The organism is Epilithonimonas lactis (genome assembly GCF_900110605.1).
GTDB lineage: Bacteria > Bacteroidota > Bacteroidia > Flavobacteriales > Weeksellaceae > Epilithonimonas > Epilithonimonas lactis.
Genome location: NZ_FOFI01000001.1, coordinates 511,755 through 526,432 on the forward strand (window position 1 = coordinate 511,755; position 14,678 = coordinate 526,432).

13 protein-coding genes are annotated in these 14,678 nt (G+C 38.3%); 6 read left to right on the forward strand and 7 right to left on the reverse strand.

The annotated features are described in order from the left end of the window. Positions 1-133 precede the first annotated feature (133 nt). A complete protein-coding gene (locus tag BMW39_RS02395; RefSeq protein ID WP_051879980.1) occupies positions 134-745 on the forward strand; it encodes a hypothetical protein in 612 nt (203 codons plus the stop codon). Positions 746-760: 15 nt separating this feature from the next. Here BMW39_RS02395 and BMW39_RS02400 read toward each other — a convergent pair whose 3' ends face one another. Then, positions 761-1,300, reverse strand: a complete 540-nt coding sequence (locus BMW39_RS02400; protein WP_034976896.1) for a lipocalin family protein — start codon at positions 1,298-1,300, stop codon at positions 761-763. Between the two features lie 138 nt (positions 1,301-1,438). Here BMW39_RS02400 and BMW39_RS02405 point away from each other — a divergent pair, with 138 nt between their 5' ends. Beyond that, on the forward strand, positions 1,439-2,869 hold the full coding sequence (locus BMW39_RS02405) for a M20/M25/M40 family metallo-hydrolase (RefSeq protein ID WP_051879981.1): 1,431 nt from the start codon (positions 1,439-1,441) through the stop codon (positions 2,867-2,869). 125 nt (positions 2,870-2,994) lie between these two features. On the opposite strand, the gene BMW39_RS02410 is transcribed toward BMW39_RS02405, so the two are convergent. The 3 genes from BMW39_RS02410 to BMW39_RS02420 all read right to left on the reverse strand — a co-directional run bounded on the left by BMW39_RS02410 (position 2,995) and on the right by BMW39_RS02420 (position 5,943). Further along, on the reverse strand, positions 2,995-3,327 hold the full coding sequence (locus BMW39_RS02410) for a 2Fe-2S iron-sulfur cluster-binding protein (RefSeq protein WP_034976898.1): 333 nt from the start codon (positions 3,325-3,327) through the stop codon (positions 2,995-2,997). A gap of 153 nt (positions 3,328-3,480) precedes the next feature. Next, positions 3,481-4,533, reverse strand: coding sequence for an NAD(P)/FAD-dependent oxidoreductase (locus BMW39_RS02415; RefSeq protein WP_034976899.1), 1,053 nt, complete (start codon positions 4,531-4,533; stop codon positions 3,481-3,483). Between the two features lie 204 nt (positions 4,534-4,737). After that, a complete protein-coding gene (locus BMW39_RS02420; protein ID WP_034976901.1) occupies positions 4,738-5,943 on the reverse strand; it encodes an RsmB/NOP family class I SAM-dependent RNA methyltransferase in 1,206 nt (401 codons plus the stop codon). 275 nt (positions 5,944-6,218) lie between these two features. On the opposite strand from BMW39_RS02420, the gene BMW39_RS02425 reads away from it, so the two are divergent. The 4 genes from BMW39_RS02425 (at position 6,219) to BMW39_RS02440 (ending at position 12,532) form a co-directional block, all read left to right on the forward strand. Further along, a complete protein-coding gene (locus tag BMW39_RS02425; protein ID WP_034976902.1) occupies positions 6,219-6,812 on the forward strand; it encodes a TetR/AcrR family transcriptional regulator in 594 nt (197 codons plus the stop codon). A gap of 101 nt (positions 6,813-6,913) precedes the next feature. Next, complete coding sequence (locus BMW39_RS02430) at positions 6,914-8,266, forward strand: TolC family protein (RefSeq protein ID WP_034976903.1); 1,353 nt, start codon at positions 6,914-6,916, stop codon at positions 8,264-8,266. An 8-nt stretch (positions 8,267-8,274) separates the two neighbouring features. After that, positions 8,275-9,336, forward strand: coding sequence for an efflux RND transporter periplasmic adaptor subunit (locus BMW39_RS02435; protein WP_034976904.1), 1,062 nt, complete (start codon positions 8,275-8,277; stop codon positions 9,334-9,336). A 7-nt stretch (positions 9,337-9,343) separates the two neighbouring features. Further along, on the forward strand, positions 9,344-12,532 hold the full coding sequence (locus BMW39_RS02440; protein ID WP_034976905.1) for an efflux RND transporter permease subunit: 3,189 nt from the start codon (positions 9,344-9,346) through the stop codon (positions 12,530-12,532). A gap of 135 nt (positions 12,533-12,667) precedes the next feature. On the opposite strand, the gene BMW39_RS02445 is transcribed toward BMW39_RS02440, so the two are convergent. The 3 genes from BMW39_RS02445 to BMW39_RS02455 all read right to left on the reverse strand — a co-directional run bounded on the left by BMW39_RS02445 (position 12,668) and on the right by BMW39_RS02455 (position 14,515). Next, on the reverse strand, positions 12,668-13,114 hold the full coding sequence (locus tag BMW39_RS02445; RefSeq protein ID WP_034976906.1) for a KTSC domain-containing protein: 447 nt from the start codon (positions 13,112-13,114) through the stop codon (positions 12,668-12,670). A 208-nt stretch (positions 13,115-13,322) separates the two neighbouring features. Beyond that, positions 13,323-14,015, reverse strand: coding sequence for a hypothetical protein (locus BMW39_RS02450; protein WP_034976907.1), 693 nt, complete (start codon positions 14,013-14,015; stop codon positions 13,323-13,325). 2 nt (positions 14,016-14,017) lie between these two features. Continuing rightward, positions 14,018-14,515, reverse strand: coding sequence for a hypothetical protein (locus BMW39_RS02455; RefSeq protein WP_034976909.1), 498 nt, complete (start codon positions 14,513-14,515; stop codon positions 14,018-14,020). Positions 14,516-14,678 lie beyond the last annotated feature (163 nt).

Here is a 14,678-nt window from a genome sequence, read left to right on the forward strand (position 1 = left end):
GTAATGTTATCTCAATCATGCAAAAGATGCTTTTGTATTAGTGGTTGGGTATTAATTTTTTTTGAGTTATTTTTGACAGAGTAGTTTCGATGAGAGATCTTGGAACTATGGCAAATTTTGATAAAAATTAATTATGAAAATCAACGCATTAATATTCTTGGTCGTTCTAACGGGTTGCAATAAAGTTGACCCTAATACGGCAATCATACCAAAAGCTAAGCCAGACACCTTGGTTAAAAAGGAAAATTCGGAAGAAAAGACGATTATTAATATTAATACCGAAATAATAAACCTTCTAAAGCAGAAAAATCATAAAAAACTCTCATCTTATATCCATCCAGAAAAAGGAATTCACTTTTCGATGTACAGCTTTGTTTCGGATAAGGACAAGAGTTTTTCCAAAGCGGATTTCGAAAAATATATTGATGCTGATGAGAAATTCACCTTCGGTCACAAAGATGGTTCCGGTGCGATCTACACCGTTTCACTCAAAGATTATCTAAAGGATTGGGTTTACAAAAAAGATTTCAGCACGGCTAAGGTCAATTACAATAATTTTGAAGGAAAAGGGAATAGCCTGAACAATGTCAAAGAAAAATATCCCAACGCAGTAACTGTTGAAAATTACCTTGCTGGGACAGTGGAGTATTCTTATATGGATTGGAATAGTTTGATTTTGGTCTTCGAAAAGATTGATGATCAGTATTATTTAGTTTCGATTTGTAATAACCAATGGACGGTTTAATCGTGTGAGTAAGCGCTATTGTTTGACCCAGATCAACTTCGAGGTGTCATAGCCAACTGATTTTGCTTTTTCCAAAAATCTCGTTTTGATATCTTCTGGAATTGTTTTTTCTCTAGAAAGGATCCAAAGGTAATCCAGGTTTTTTCCTGCAACCAAGGCGTATTTGTAATTCTCGTCCAGGTCGATCACATTGTAGCCTGACCAAAATGGTTTGAAAAAGGAAACTTTCAATCGCGCTTCGTTCTCAGCATTCACAAACTTGGCTTCGCCCGTGCTTTGTTTCCATTCTTTTTTGACGTAATCATAACCTCGGTTTTCAACTTTAATCGTGCCGTCTGGATTTTTGGAATAAGTTGCCGTCACTTGGTCCATGTTTTTTTCAAATTTATAATCGAATCTGGCAATTTCGTACCATTTTCCAAGGTATTTTTCAGATTCAAAATTCTGAATGGCTGTGGCCTTTTCCGGGATTCCCGCTGAACAAGAATTTAAAAGTATTAATCCTAAAATTCCCAATGATACAGGGATTCCTATTTTTAAAAAAGAATTTTTCATTTGATAATATTTCTTCCATCAATTCAAAAATAGTTCCATTAAAAGTAGATTACAGAATGCTTTGTTATTATTTAATATTATTAATGATAATTAAATTATTTGGTTAATTTTACGAATTATTAATTATAATTATTCGAAATGAAGATAAAATTATTTTCTATACTTTCAATCTCTTTGTTTGGTCAGCTCTCAGCGCAATTCGATAAATTCTACGCAACTACAGATGCCAAGAATGCCATCGAATTAAAATCAAAAATGCCAAACGAGGTCGAGATCATCGGTTCCAATGATAAGGAATCGGTCGTTTTTCTATCTCCAAAAGCAGCAGAATTCCTCCATCATAATGTCATCACACACGGCCCTGGCTATATTTATAAGTCTTCCGAGCAAGAAGCGCTATTGGCTATCAGTAAATCAAAAAAGTCCAATAAAGTTTTAGCCTTCACCATTGATCAAGATGCAACGGTAAATTCTGCCATTGGAAAAGTAAACGCGGATAATATCAAAAGCCATATCCAAGTTCTGGAAGCCTATGGAACCAGACGTCACAATACAAATCAAGCGCTGACTTCTGTCCAGGATCTAAAGGCGAAATGGGAAGGCTTGATTGCGGCAACTGGCAGAACCGATCTTTCTGTGAGAATTGTAAATCACGTTGGAACGCCGATGCCTTCTCTGATTTTTACGATCAATGGAAATTCGGCGCCAAATGAGTACATCATTGTTGGCGGTCATATGGATTCAATTTCCAGCAGTGCGGCGGCGCCTGGCGCGGATGATGATGCTTCCGGGATTGCAACTGTTACAGAAATGATCCGTGTCCTTCTGAATATCAATTACAAACCTTCCAAAACCGTAGAATTTATGGCTTATGCTGCAGAAGAAATCGGTTTGGTTGGATCCTCTGAGATTGCGGAAGATTACGCGGCAAATGGCAAAAACGTCATTTCCTATGTACAGTTTGATATGACCAATTACAAAGGCTCCAACCGCGACGTTTATATCTCAACGGATGCTTACAACAGCAACAACCTCAATTTGTTTTTGATAGAGTTGATGGAGCATTACAACAAAACTGGAAGTCACGTTTTCACTTACGGAAACACGATCTGTAATTATGGATGTTCCGACCATTTCAGTTGGGCACAAAATGGTTATGATGCGGCTTTTCCGTTTGAGGCTTCTTTTTCGCAATCCAATCCTTATATTCATTCGGCCAATGATACGTTGTCCAGAAGTAATAATTCAGCGACACACGCAGCGAAATTTGCAAAACTTGGTTTAGAATTTATCATCGAGACAGCGAAAGGTTCCGTTTTGGCAACTTCAGAAATGTCAAACCAATCGGTAGAAATCTATGTGAAAAACAAATCCCTTAATTATAAACTCGGAAAAGAATCCATTGAAACTCTAACGATCATCGACACCAGCGGAAGACAATTGGTAGAATCAAAAGATCTTCTGTCGATAGGAAAAATCGATTTGAATAAAATCAACACTGGTCTTTATCTTGCCGTTTTCAAAACAAAGTCTGGAAAAGTGATCACGAAGAAATTTATTTTAGATTGATGATTTAAAATCACAGCAACAAAGATTTTTAACTAAATAAAAAAAGAGCAAATAAATCTCAATTTCTATTTGCTCTTTTTATTTTTAAGAAACATAAACAATATTCCTGTGTGGTCGATTTTGATTTACGCTTCTGGTGCAAGTTCTACAATCAGTCCTTCCAATTCTGCCGTTACAGGAATTTGGCAGCCCAAGCGGCTGTTTGGTTTCACATTGTAGGCTTCATCCAACATTGCTTCTTCATCCGGCAACATTTCCGGAAGTGGCACATTTTCGCTCAAGATATAACATTGGCAAGAGGCGCACATCGCCATTCCGCCGCAGATTCCGATGGTTCCTTCTTCCGCCAATTCGTAGGCACGAACGATTTCCATTAGGCTCATTGCCATATCGGTTGGAGCGGGAATAGTGTGAGAAACGCCGTTTCTGTCTATGATTGTAATATTAACGTCTGACATTTTGCAAAGATAAGAGATAGATCTTAGACAATAGATGACAGAAGTTGGAAATTTTGATTAAGCACAAAAAAAGAGGACTTAGAAATCCTCTTTTAATATTATAGATGAAGTCAGAAAAATCTAATCTCTAACTTCTAAAATCTAATTTCTTTCTTAATCAATAGATTTCACCACCGCTTTTTCAGCTTCTTTTCTGGTTCCGTCGAAACCGTCAACGCCGCTTACAGTGGTGTATTTTAGGACAAATTTCTTACCTGGATTCATTCTGTTGTAAACGCTTTGAACCATCAAGGTTGCCTCGTGGAAACCACAAAGGATCAGTTTTAATTTTCCTGGATAAGTGTTGATGTCACCGATTGCGTAGATGCCTTCGATGTTGGTTTGGTAATCCAAAGCGTTGTTCACTTTGATCGCATTTTTCTCGATCTCCAATCCCCAATCTGATAATGGTCCCAACTTAGGCGTCAATCCAAAAAGTGGAATCAAATAATCTGTTTCGATGATGGATTTTTCACCGTCTTTCTCAATTTCGATTGCTGTAATCTTATCTTCGCCAATCAGGCCGGTCACTTCTGCAGGTGTGATGAGGTTGATTTTTCCCTGATGCTTCAATTCTGATACTTTTTCAACAGAATCTAAAGCGCCACGGAATTCGTTTCTTCTATGGATCAAAGTCACATCAGAAGCAACATCGGCCAAGAAAACCGACCAATCCAATGCAGAATCTCCACCGCCAGCGATCACGATTTTCTTATCACGGAACATTTCCGGATCTCTCACGAAATATTCAACGCCTTTTTCCTCGAATTTAGCGATGTTTTCCAACTCCGGTTTTCTTGGGTCAAAACTTCCCAGTCCGCCAGCAATTGCGATGGCTTTTCCTTTCACTTTGACGTCGCGACTTGTGGTTACGATGAATTGTCCATCTTCGGTCTTCTCATAGCTCACTGCCTTTTGAGCCAATGAAAACTGAGGTTCGAACTGCTTGATCTGCTCCATCAAATTATCCACCAAAACGCCAGCATCCACACTTGGAAATCCAGGAATGTCAAAAATCGGTTTTTTAGGATAAAGTTCGGTCAATTGCCCGCCAGGCTGAGGAAGTGCGTCAATCAAATGACATCTTAGTTTCAACAATCCCGCTTCGAAAACAGTGAAAAGTCCAGTCGGACCAGCACCTATTATAATGATATCTGTCTCAAACATTTATATAAATTTTGGAAGTCCAAATTTAAAAATTATAAACTATTTTAGAATTACTCTAAATATGATTTTACTTAGCTAAAATTAATTCCCAATAAAATCTTACCAAATGATAAGAAATTATTTTACGGTTTCCCGTAATATTGTCCTTTCATCATTTGTGTTTTTAATTCCTGAGCGTAATTCATTTACCTCAGGAATTTTTTTTTATGCATTACGTTTGATGAGTGCCATGTAGAATCCGTCGTAGCCTTCGCTTGGCATGATCTTTTGGTCTTTGATCAAGGTGTAATCCGGATTGTTTTCCAAGAATGTTTTCACTTGTTCGTTATTTTCTGAAGGTAGAATAGAACAAGTCGCATAGATCATCTGTCCACCTTTTTTAAGGATTTTAGAATAATCCTGAAGGATCTGCTGTTGTTCTCCTTTGATCCTATCAATGAAAGCTTGATCGATTTTCCATTTGGAATCTGGATTTCTTTTCAAAACACCAAGTCCGGAACAAGGTGAGTCGATCAGCAATCGATCTGCCGTGTTGTGAAGTCTTTTGATGACTTTGTTGTCAGAGATCATTCTTGCTTCTATGTTGTGAGCACCAGCTCTTTTGGCGCGTCTTTTCAGTTCTGCCAATTTCCATTCGTAGATGTCTAGTGCGATGATCTGGCCTTTGTTTTTCATCAAAGCAGCCAAATGCAACGTTTTTCCACCAGCACCAGCACAAGCATCTACAACGCGCATTCCTTCCTGCACATCCAGCAATTCTCCGATTTTTTGGGAACTTGCATCCTGAACTTCGAAGAATCCATCTTTGAAAGCACTGGTCAAGAAGACATTTTTCTTCTCTGCCAATTGGATCGCGTCTGGATAATTTTTGATCGTGAAAGCTTCCACATTTTCGTCATTCAGGTCGGCAATCAATTCTCTTGGTGTCGTTTTCAGGGTGTTTGCACGTAGAACGGTTGGTGCTTGCTCATTGAGCGCGACCATTTCTTTTTCCCAGTTTTTACCTAATTCTTTTTCCAAAGTCTCAGCCAACCAATCTGGAATCGAATGTTCGATAGCCTTCGTTGGAACAGTTCCTTTTTTTAGTTTTGTAAGGATATCCGCGACTTTGATCCCGTCGAATTCCTCAAATTTTTTGTAATGCGTTTTGCTCCAAAGCAAGTATGCGATGATCATTTTATAAACATTGGTCGGCTTTACACTTTCGCCCATGTAATATTCCAGGCGTTTTTTCCAACGGATGATGTTGTAGAAGATCTCAGAAACCACGCGTCGGTCTTCGCTTCCCCATTTTCTGTGGGCTTTTAAGAGTCTTTCTATGACCTTGTCAGCGTATTTTCTGTCTTCGAAAAAGGTTTCTTGCAGGCAATCGTGAATCCCGATCAGAAGGTTGCGGTGTATAAGTTCCATTGATTATGATAAAATGTTATGATTTACTATTTGAGAATGTGCGTTTTACAGAATGGATAAGTTCAATTTTATGAATTAAAAATTTCTGTAATTCAAGCGGCAAAGTTAATGATTTTAATTTAATTTTTTTGAGTGTTATTGGCGTGTGAAAAGTAACAGCAATTGAAGCTATGTTAAATTTGTATTAAGTTTCTCAAATTTGTTTAATTAATTTGTTTAACAATTTTGTCAAAACAAATGATTGATATAAATTTGCACAAAATTGTTTAACAAAAATGTCAAAACAAGAAAAAAAGGACCAAACACAGGAATTGATCAAAGAAACGACCAAGAATTTATTCTTCGTCAAAGGGAAGTTTGATGCCACTACGCAAGAGATTGCGGATGAGGCGGGAGTCAACAGAACGCTTATCAATTATTACTTCAGATCCAGAGATAATCTCGTTCAGATCGTTTTTGATGAAGCGCATAAAGTGGAAAAAGAAAAGTCTGAGATCATTATGCGATCCGATCTCTCTTTCAAGGAGAAGATCAGTCAGTTTATTGATGGAAGCCTCTCAACAAGTTTGCAATATCCATATCTGGAAACCTACATTGTTTCGCAGATCAACAAAGGAAGTTGCCATAAGCGAGATGTGGAAAAAGAAGATCTCGAATTGTTCTACAGAGATATCAAAAAAGAAATGGAATTGGGAACGATTGAAAAAATGGAACCAGTTCAGTTTATCTTCAACATGATCTCTCTCTTGGTTTTTCCAAGTGCAATAAGACCTTTGTTTATGGAAAATATGATGATCAGTGATAAGGAATTTGATAGATTGATTGCCGACCGGAAAGAAATCATTCTAAATATGCTTTTTAAGAATTAGTTAAAATAATTAAAAATTGTTAAAGTATTTATAAAATCGGATCGTCATCAATGATTAGAGATAAGAAGAAAAAAATTAAAAATAAAAGAATTAATTAAATTATGAATAGAAAACGTATAACTGCAAAGAAGCTAGGAATCAGCGTCGCTGCAGTATTTATGATTTTCGGCTCTACATCTGCGTTTGCCCAACAGCAGGTGTCTTTGCAGGAAGCCATCAAACAGGCCTTGCAAAACAAAGCAGAAGCCAAAAAGGCCACGCTTGAGATCAAAAGAGCTGAATTGAAGATCACTGAAGCCAGAGCCGGAGCACTTCCACAGATCAGTGCAACTGCAGGTTTAACATATAATCCTATCATTCAGGAATCTTTACTGGAATTTGGTGGAGAAAGAATCAGAGCGCAATTGGGACAGCCTTGGACCTCAAGCGCTGTTGTTACTTTGAATCAGGCAATCTTTGATCAAAGGGTTTTTACAGGTCTGAAAGCAGCGAAATCTACCAGAGAATTTTACGTTCTGAATGCGCAACTTTCCAACGAACAGATCATCGAGAATGTTGCAACAGCCTATTATCAGGTTTTTGTTCAGGAAGAAAATCTGAAGACGCTTAATGTAAGTTACACCAATACCGAAAAGGTACGTAACGTCATCAAAAGTTTGGTGGATAACGGTTTGGCAAAAGGAATCGATCTGGACAGAACGAATGTTCAGTTGACAAACATCAGCGCCAACAGACAGCAATTGATCAATGCGGTAGAACTTTCCAAGAACTCCTTGAAATTCTATATGGGTGTTCCAATTGAGAAACAAATCGAACTAGAAGAGAAATCAATTGAGCCAAGACCAGAACTGATTGCTGGAAATGTAAATCTCGATGAAAGAATAGAAGTGAGGGTTCTTAATAAAAATAGAGAACTTCTTCAATATAATCTAAAAGCGACAGAAGCTTACCTGTATCCGACAGTTGGCTTGCAGGCAAACTATGGTTGGGCTGGACAAGGACCTAAATTTCCTCTTTCCAACGGTTTAAGAAATGGTGTCCTTTGGAGCGACTATTCAGCAATTGGTTTGAATGTCAATATTCCTATTTTCACAGGCGGTGCTACCAAATCCAAGATCCAACAGGCTGAGATAGATATTCAATCTTTGGATGTGGATATCCAAGAAACCCAGTTAAGTTTGAGTCTGGAGTACAAAAATGCCATTACCAATATGGAAAATTCCATCATCACTATCGAAAATATGAAGGGGAATGTGGAGTTGGCAGAAAAAGTACAGAAAGATACGCAGTCCAATTATCAATACGGTTTGGCAACTTTGACAGAGGTTCTAGATTCTGAAAACGCACTCACAGATGCAAAACAGAACTACACGACGTCATTATTAGACTATAAACAAGCTGAGATCAAATTGATCAAAGCGAAAGGAGAACTTAATACATTACAAAATCCATAATCAAAACTATGAAAAAGACTTTTATATATATCATCGTAGCAGCTGTACTTGTAGGTCTGGCCGCTTGGAAAATTGCCGATAATAAGAAGAAGCAGGAAACTGAAGTAAAAGAAGTGGCAAAACAGGTTGACAAGATCAACGTGAATGTGGTGACTGCCTCCAGAACAAACATCGATACAGATTATTCTGCAAACGGAACATTCATTCCAAAACAGGAAACCAACCAGTCCGCGGATATCTCAGGACGTGTGGTAAGTGTTTTTGTGAAAGAAGGTTCTAGAGTAGGTGCTGGACAAGTTTTAGCTACCATCAAAAGAGATGCGATCGAAGTGGACGTGACTCAGGCTCAGAACAATTTACAAAATGCCATCATCGATAACCAACGTTACGAAAATGCTTTCAAAACTGGAGGTGTGACCAAACAACAATTGGACAACTCCAGATTGCAACTTCAAAATATGAAAGCTGCAGTAAGAGCTCAAGGTGTTAAGATCAATGATACAAGTGTAAGAGCTGGGATCAGCGGAACGATCAACAAAAAAATGGTTGAGCCAGGAGCAGTTGTTGCGCCAGGAACAGCTTTGTTCGAGATCGTAAATATCAATTCTCTTAAACTTTCTGTTTTGGTTGATGAAAGCCAGGTTGGAAGGATTCAAATTGGTCAAACCGTGAACATTAATGTGAATGTTTTGCCTGACGAATCTTTCAGCGGTAGAATTACCTTCATCGCTCCAAAAAGTGATGCGTCTCTTAACTTCCCAGTAGAGATCGAAGTTCAAAACAAAGGAAACTTAAAAGCCGGGATGTACGCAACGGCAGTTTTCAAAACCAACCACGGTGCAGAAACTCAAAATATGTTGACCGTCCCTGCAGAAGCTTTCGTAAATGGTGTGAGTTCAGGTCAATTGTTCATCGTTCAAAACGGAACTGCGAAATTGATCACGGTACAAACAGGAAAAGTTTACGGCGACAAAGTTCAGATCATCAGCGGTCTTAATGATGGCGAGCAAGTGATCACCAGCGGACAGATCAACCTAGATAACGGTTCAAAAATCAATATCGTAAAGTAACAGAAGAATGAAGTTAGCAGAAATATCCATTAAAAGACCGTCCCTCGTTATCGTACTCTTTACGATCCTGACGTTGGGAGGTTTGTTAAGTTACTCCATGATGGGGTACGAGTTGATCCCGAAATTTGAAACCAATATGGTAACGATCTCTACCGTTTATCCGGGAGCTTCGCCTGCAGAGGTGGAAACTTCGGTGACGCGTAAGATCGAGGATGCCGTTGGTTCTTTGGAAAACGTAAAAAAAGTAGAGTCATCTTCCTACGAAAGTTTATCGGTGATCATGGTTCAGTTGAACACCGGAGCCGACGTGAACTATGCTTTGAATGATGCACAAAGGAAGGTAAACGCTATTTTGGCAGACCTTCCGGAAGATGCGGATCCGCCGTCACTACAGAAATTCTCATTGGATGATCTCCCGATCATGACCTTGAGTATCTCTAGTAATAAGTTGAACAACAAAGATCTTTATGACCTTTTAGATAAAAAAATTGAACCGATCTTTTCCCGTGTAAACGGTGTGGCTCAGGTTGACCTTGTTGGTGGACAGGAGAGAGAGATCCAAGTGAGTTTGGATGAGAAAAAAATGCAGGGTTACGGTCTTGCAATCGCAGATGTACAGCAGGCAATTCTTTCTTCAAACTTAGATTTCCCAACGGGAGCTTTGAAGACCAGAACTTCCAGATCGACAATTAGACTTTCTGGGAAATACAGAGATGTAGCAGAAATGAACAACCTTGTGGTTTCCAACAAAGATGGCGCGCAGGTTCGTTTGTCTGATATAGCAACGGTTTTCGATACACAAAAAGATATCGAGAAAGTAGCGAGATACAATCAGAATTCTACGATCTTAATGCAGATCAAAAAACAATCTGATGCGAATGCTGTAGCGGTTTCAGAATTGGTGCAGAAAACGATTGCTCAGGTGGAAGGGAATTATAAAGTTCAGGATATCAAAGTCAATATTGTAGATGATACGACAGATTTTACGCTTGAAGCGGCAGACCACGTGATTTTCGATTTGTTCTTGGCGATTATTTTGGTAGCTGTGGTAATGTTATTGTTCCTTCACAACATTAGAAATGCATTTATCGTAATGGTTTCGATTCCAGTATCGTTGATTGCAACGGTGATCGGAATGTATTTGATGGGATATACTTTGAACTTGATGAGTTTATTGGGACTTTCACTCGTGGTAGGTATCCTAGTGGATGACGCGATTGTGGTTTTGGAGAACGTTTACCGTCACATGGAGATGGGAAAAAGCAGGATCCGTGCAGCTTATGATGGTGCTTCCGAAATTGGATTTACAGTAACAGCGATCACGATGGTAATTGTCGTGGTATTCTTACCGATTGCGATGAGTTCCGGTCTGGTTTCTGATATCTTGGCGCAGTTCTGTGTCACGGTAGTTATTGCGACGATGTTCTCATTGTTGGCTTCATTTACCATCATTCCTTGGTTATCTTCAAGATATGGAAAATTGGTTCATTTGACTGGCAAAAATCCTTTTGAGAAATTCATTCTTTGGTTCGAAAAACAATTGGAGAAATTCACACATTGGATTTCAGGAATTCTAGAATGGGCGCTTAAAACTGGATGGAGAAGAATAATGGTGGTTGTAGTGACTTTCATAGTTTTGATCTCATCTTTTATGTTGGTCGCATTCGGATTTATTGGAGGTGAATTCTTCCCGAAAATGGACAGAGGACAGTTCCTTGTTCAGATGGAATTATCAAAAGATGCTTCTGTAGAGAAAACCAATCAGGTGACTTTGGCAGTTGAAAAATATTTGAGAGATGATAAAGATGTAGTCGATATGATTACAACAGTTGGTCAGCAGTCATCAGGTTTTGGTGGTGCGCAGGCAACTTTGTATCAATCCGAAATTCAAGTGATTTTGGTCGATAAATCTGAACGTAACGAAAGTACAGACATCAAATCAGCAAAAATAAAGAGAGCTTTAGAAGAGAAATTCACTGGCGTTGAATTCAAAACAGCACCAATTGGATTGATGGGAGCAGACAATGCGCCAATCGAAATGGTAGTAACTGCTCAGGACAACGCAACAGCCAACAAAGAAGCGAACAGAATCCTCGCATTATTGAAAAAAGTGCCTGGTTCCGTAGATGCGGAATTGTCAACCGACTCTGGAAGTCCGGAAGTGCAGGTGAATATCGACAGAGATAAAATGTCTTCTTTAGGCTTGAATCTTTCCGGTGTAGGACAAACGATGCAGACTGCATTTAGTGGAAATACAGACGGGAAATTCAGAGCTGGAGAATATGAATATGACATCAATATCCGTTTTGGTGATGCCAACAGACAGTCGATTGATGACGTTAGAAACTTGATGTTCACCAATCCTTCTGGACAGCAAGTAAGATTGAGCCAATTCGCTGAAGTAAAAATGGGTTCTGGACCGAGTTTGTTGGAACGTAGAGACAAAGCGCCTTCTGTAAAAGTAAAATCCAAAGTGGTAGGTCGTCCTGTAGGTGATGTTGCCAACGAATGGGCTGTGCAGTTTATGGACAACGAGAAAACCAAACCAGCCGGCGTAAGCTACATCTGGAGTGGAGATATGGAAAATCAGACCGAAGGTTTCGGTACTTTAGGAATCGCATTATTGGCGGCTATTGTATTGGTTTATTTGGTAATGGTTTCCTTATATGACTCGTTTGTCTATCCATTTGTGGTACTATTCTCGATTCCATTGGCATTGATTGGAGTAATGGTGATCCTCGCCATCACAGGAAATTCATTGAACATCTTTACGATGCTCGGGATGATCATGTTGATTGGTTTGGTTGCGAAGAATGCGATCATGATTGTCGATTTTGCCAATATGAGAAAGGCGGCCGGAGCAAGTACGCACGACGCTTTGATCCAGGCGAACCACGCACGTCTTCGTCCAATCTTGATGACCACGATTGCGATGATCTTCGGTATGATCCCGATTGCGATTGCGAAAGGAGCAGGAGCGGAGATGAACAATGGATTAGCTTGGGTAATTATCGGTGGTTTGACATCATCATTGTTTCTTACCTTGATCATCGTGCCAGTTGTTTATTCATTATTTGATTCATTGCTTAGAAGAATGGGCAAAGGCGAACCAGTAGATTATGACGCTGAAATGAAAGCAGACTATGACCACAGAGAACTAAGTGAAGACGGATTCACTCCGAAACACGTAGATTAAAATATCAATTATTTAATCCTTGAAACCGTATCAATTTTTATTGATGCGGTTTTTTTATGAATTAAACGATTGAATTAAAACAAAAAAACTCCCAGAAAAATCTGAGAGCCGACAATATATTTTTAAAGCTAGAAATTAATCTGCCATTACTTCGCCAGATTTTCTGTAGATGAAATTCCCGTAGATGTGTCTTCTCGCAAAACGGCTTGGAGAATCAGAATTCACCATTTTGATATAAATGTTTCTTGGAACACCAATATATTCGAACATTTTTCCGTTCAAGTGCTGAACTTTCAAAATTGATTTTTCTAAATAGAAATCGGTGATGATAGAAGTGGTAATGGTCTCCGTGTATTCCTCTTTATATTTTTCCTGAGTTTCCTCGTGGATGCTTACTAGAAAGTGGTAAGCCTCGATCACAGATTTGCTTTTGTCTTCTGCTTCCAGTTTTCCAGCTTCGTCATTCACAAATTTGTCAGGATGCGTGTCCTTCATCGTGTTTCTGTAAATGGTTTTAAGGTCTTTCAGAGTTGCAGTTTTGTCAACGCCAAGTAGCTTTCTGTGTTCGCCTATTCTTTTCATAAGTAGATTTTAATAATTTGTCATAGACCAGATCAAGGGTCTATTTTCGGGGTGCAAAATTAAGCTTTTAAATTTAAAATATCATAACTTATTCATTATTAATTTATTTGTGAAGAAATTGATAATTTATTTTTATTGTCTATTATTAATTAAAAGGTCTTTATTTCATTTAAATCCAAAGATCTTCAATTGTCTGGATGGCGAAGGATCATCTATAGAAATTAAGTTCGGAATTTTCGTAAACGTATTTTGTACCGTTATTCCTTATAAAAATATCCTTGCTGCCAGGCTGCAGAAGTAGAGAATCCGTTTCGAAGGTGAAATTTATTTTCCTGTCGGCTTCTTTGATTTTTAAAACGTTGGTCATCGGCAATTCCATTTGGTTAGATTCTATGTCCATATTTCCGATATATTTGATGCTGTTGCCATCGATGAGGAAAGCTTCGGCGCCCATAAAATATTCGTAGGCGATCTGAAAAACGATGATGATCTTATCATTGTGATCATTCTTGAAAAAGTGTGGTTCGAAAAGATAGATGTCTCCAAATCCAATTGATTTGAAAAGGATCTTGTTCTGAGAATCCAAAACCAGCAATCGTCTTCCATTGTTGTTTTCGGAATCTGGCGGCACGATTTTACCATCCACAGGATTATAATATCCAGTCACAATTTTGAATTGATTCAGCTGATGTGTGGTAAAAGTCTCAAAACCAGAGACGTCGATGTTTTTGATCGAATCCGCTTTGAATTCATGATAATCAATTGTTTCGCGGCGCAGATCATCTTTGGCGCTTAGATCAGTTTTACTTTGCGTTGTTACTTTTTTCTCAGTCGGTTTCTTTTGACATTGAATCAAAAATAGGGTGCTAAACAAAAAAAGGATCAAATTTTTCATCTTCATTTTTACTTATTAGTTAAGATTTTTTCGATGGATTCCAAGATCTCTTTTTCTACAATTTCCTCATGCAGCGTTTCCAGCGTGTAACTTTGTTCCTTCATCGCAGCAGTACCTTCTCCGTTTTGGAAAATGGTATCCATGTGAATTCCGATTTTCTTATAATATTTGTCGGCCGTGAACATGATGTGTGGAAACTTGTTGTTGGTGTAGAAATTTGAATCCACGTTTCTGGAGATCTGAAGTTTGATATTTGGTTGCGAATTGATTCCTGTTCCGCTTCTTTCTTCATTGATGGTGATCTTACAACCAAATCCATTCTGTCTCAGCATTCTTCTGAACTCCTGCATTTTTGGGTCGATCAGATTTTTGCAAAGTGTTTTGAAACTTTCCAGAAACAAGTCTTCTTCACTTTTTTGCTTCTCCTGGCTTTCCTTCAGTTTTTGTTCCTCCGATTTTAGGTTGGAAAATAGAGCATTCAGTTTATCTATATTTTCTTCTTTCATTTGATGTTCATTTTTCAATTAATTTTAGCCTTGATAATCCATCTCGCATAAATCTTTTTCAAATATAAATAAAATCGCAAAATGGAAATTCATGTATCAGAAAAATACGATGAGCATTAATGAAATATAAAGGATTATAAATTTTAAAATTGAATAGTAAAAT

What these genes read in the sequence shown, in the direction of transcription:
- BMW39_RS02435 (WP_034976904.1), top strand. Translation starts at nt 8,275, where the DNA reads ATGAAAAAGACTTTTATATATATCATCGTAGCAGCTGTACTTGTAGGT.
- BMW39_RS02445 (WP_034976906.1), bottom strand. Translation starts at nt 13,114, where the DNA reads ATGAAAAGAATAGGCGAACACAGAAAGCTACTTGGCGTTGACAAAACT.
- BMW39_RS02450 (WP_034976907.1), bottom strand. Translation starts at nt 14,015, where the DNA reads ATGAAGATGAAAAATTTGATCCTTTTTTTGTTTAGCACCCTATTTTTG.
- BMW39_RS02405 (WP_051879981.1), top strand. Translation starts at nt 1,439, where the DNA reads ATGAAGATAAAATTATTTTCTATACTTTCAATCTCTTTGTTTGGTCAG.
- BMW39_RS02420 (WP_034976901.1), bottom strand. Translation starts at nt 5,943, where the DNA reads ATGGAACTTATACACCGCAACCTTCTGATCGGGATTCACGATTGCCTG.
- BMW39_RS02440 (WP_034976905.1), top strand. Translation starts at nt 9,344, where the DNA reads ATGAAGTTAGCAGAAATATCCATTAAAAGACCGTCCCTCGTTATCGTA.
- BMW39_RS02410 (WP_034976898.1), bottom strand. Translation starts at nt 3,327, where the DNA reads ATGTCAGACGTTAATATTACAATCATAGACAGAAACGGCGTTTCTCAC.
- BMW39_RS02425 (WP_034976902.1), top strand. Translation starts at nt 6,219, where the DNA reads ATGTCAAAACAAGAAAAAAAGGACCAAACACAGGAATTGATCAAAGAA.
- BMW39_RS02430 (WP_034976903.1), top strand. Translation starts at nt 6,914, where the DNA reads ATGAATAGAAAACGTATAACTGCAAAGAAGCTAGGAATCAGCGTCGCT.
- BMW39_RS02400 (WP_034976896.1), bottom strand. Translation starts at nt 1,300, where the DNA reads ATGAAAAATTCTTTTTTAAAAATAGGAATCCCTGTATCATTGGGAATT.
- BMW39_RS02395 (WP_051879980.1), top strand. Translation starts at nt 134, where the DNA reads ATGAAAATCAACGCATTAATATTCTTGGTCGTTCTAACGGGTTGCAAT.
- BMW39_RS02455 (WP_034976909.1), bottom strand. Translation starts at nt 14,515, where the DNA reads ATGAAAGAAGAAAATATAGATAAACTGAATGCTCTATTTTCCAACCTA.
- BMW39_RS02415 (WP_034976899.1), bottom strand. Translation starts at nt 4,533, where the DNA reads ATGTTTGAGACAGATATCATTATAATAGGTGCTGGTCCGACTGGACTT.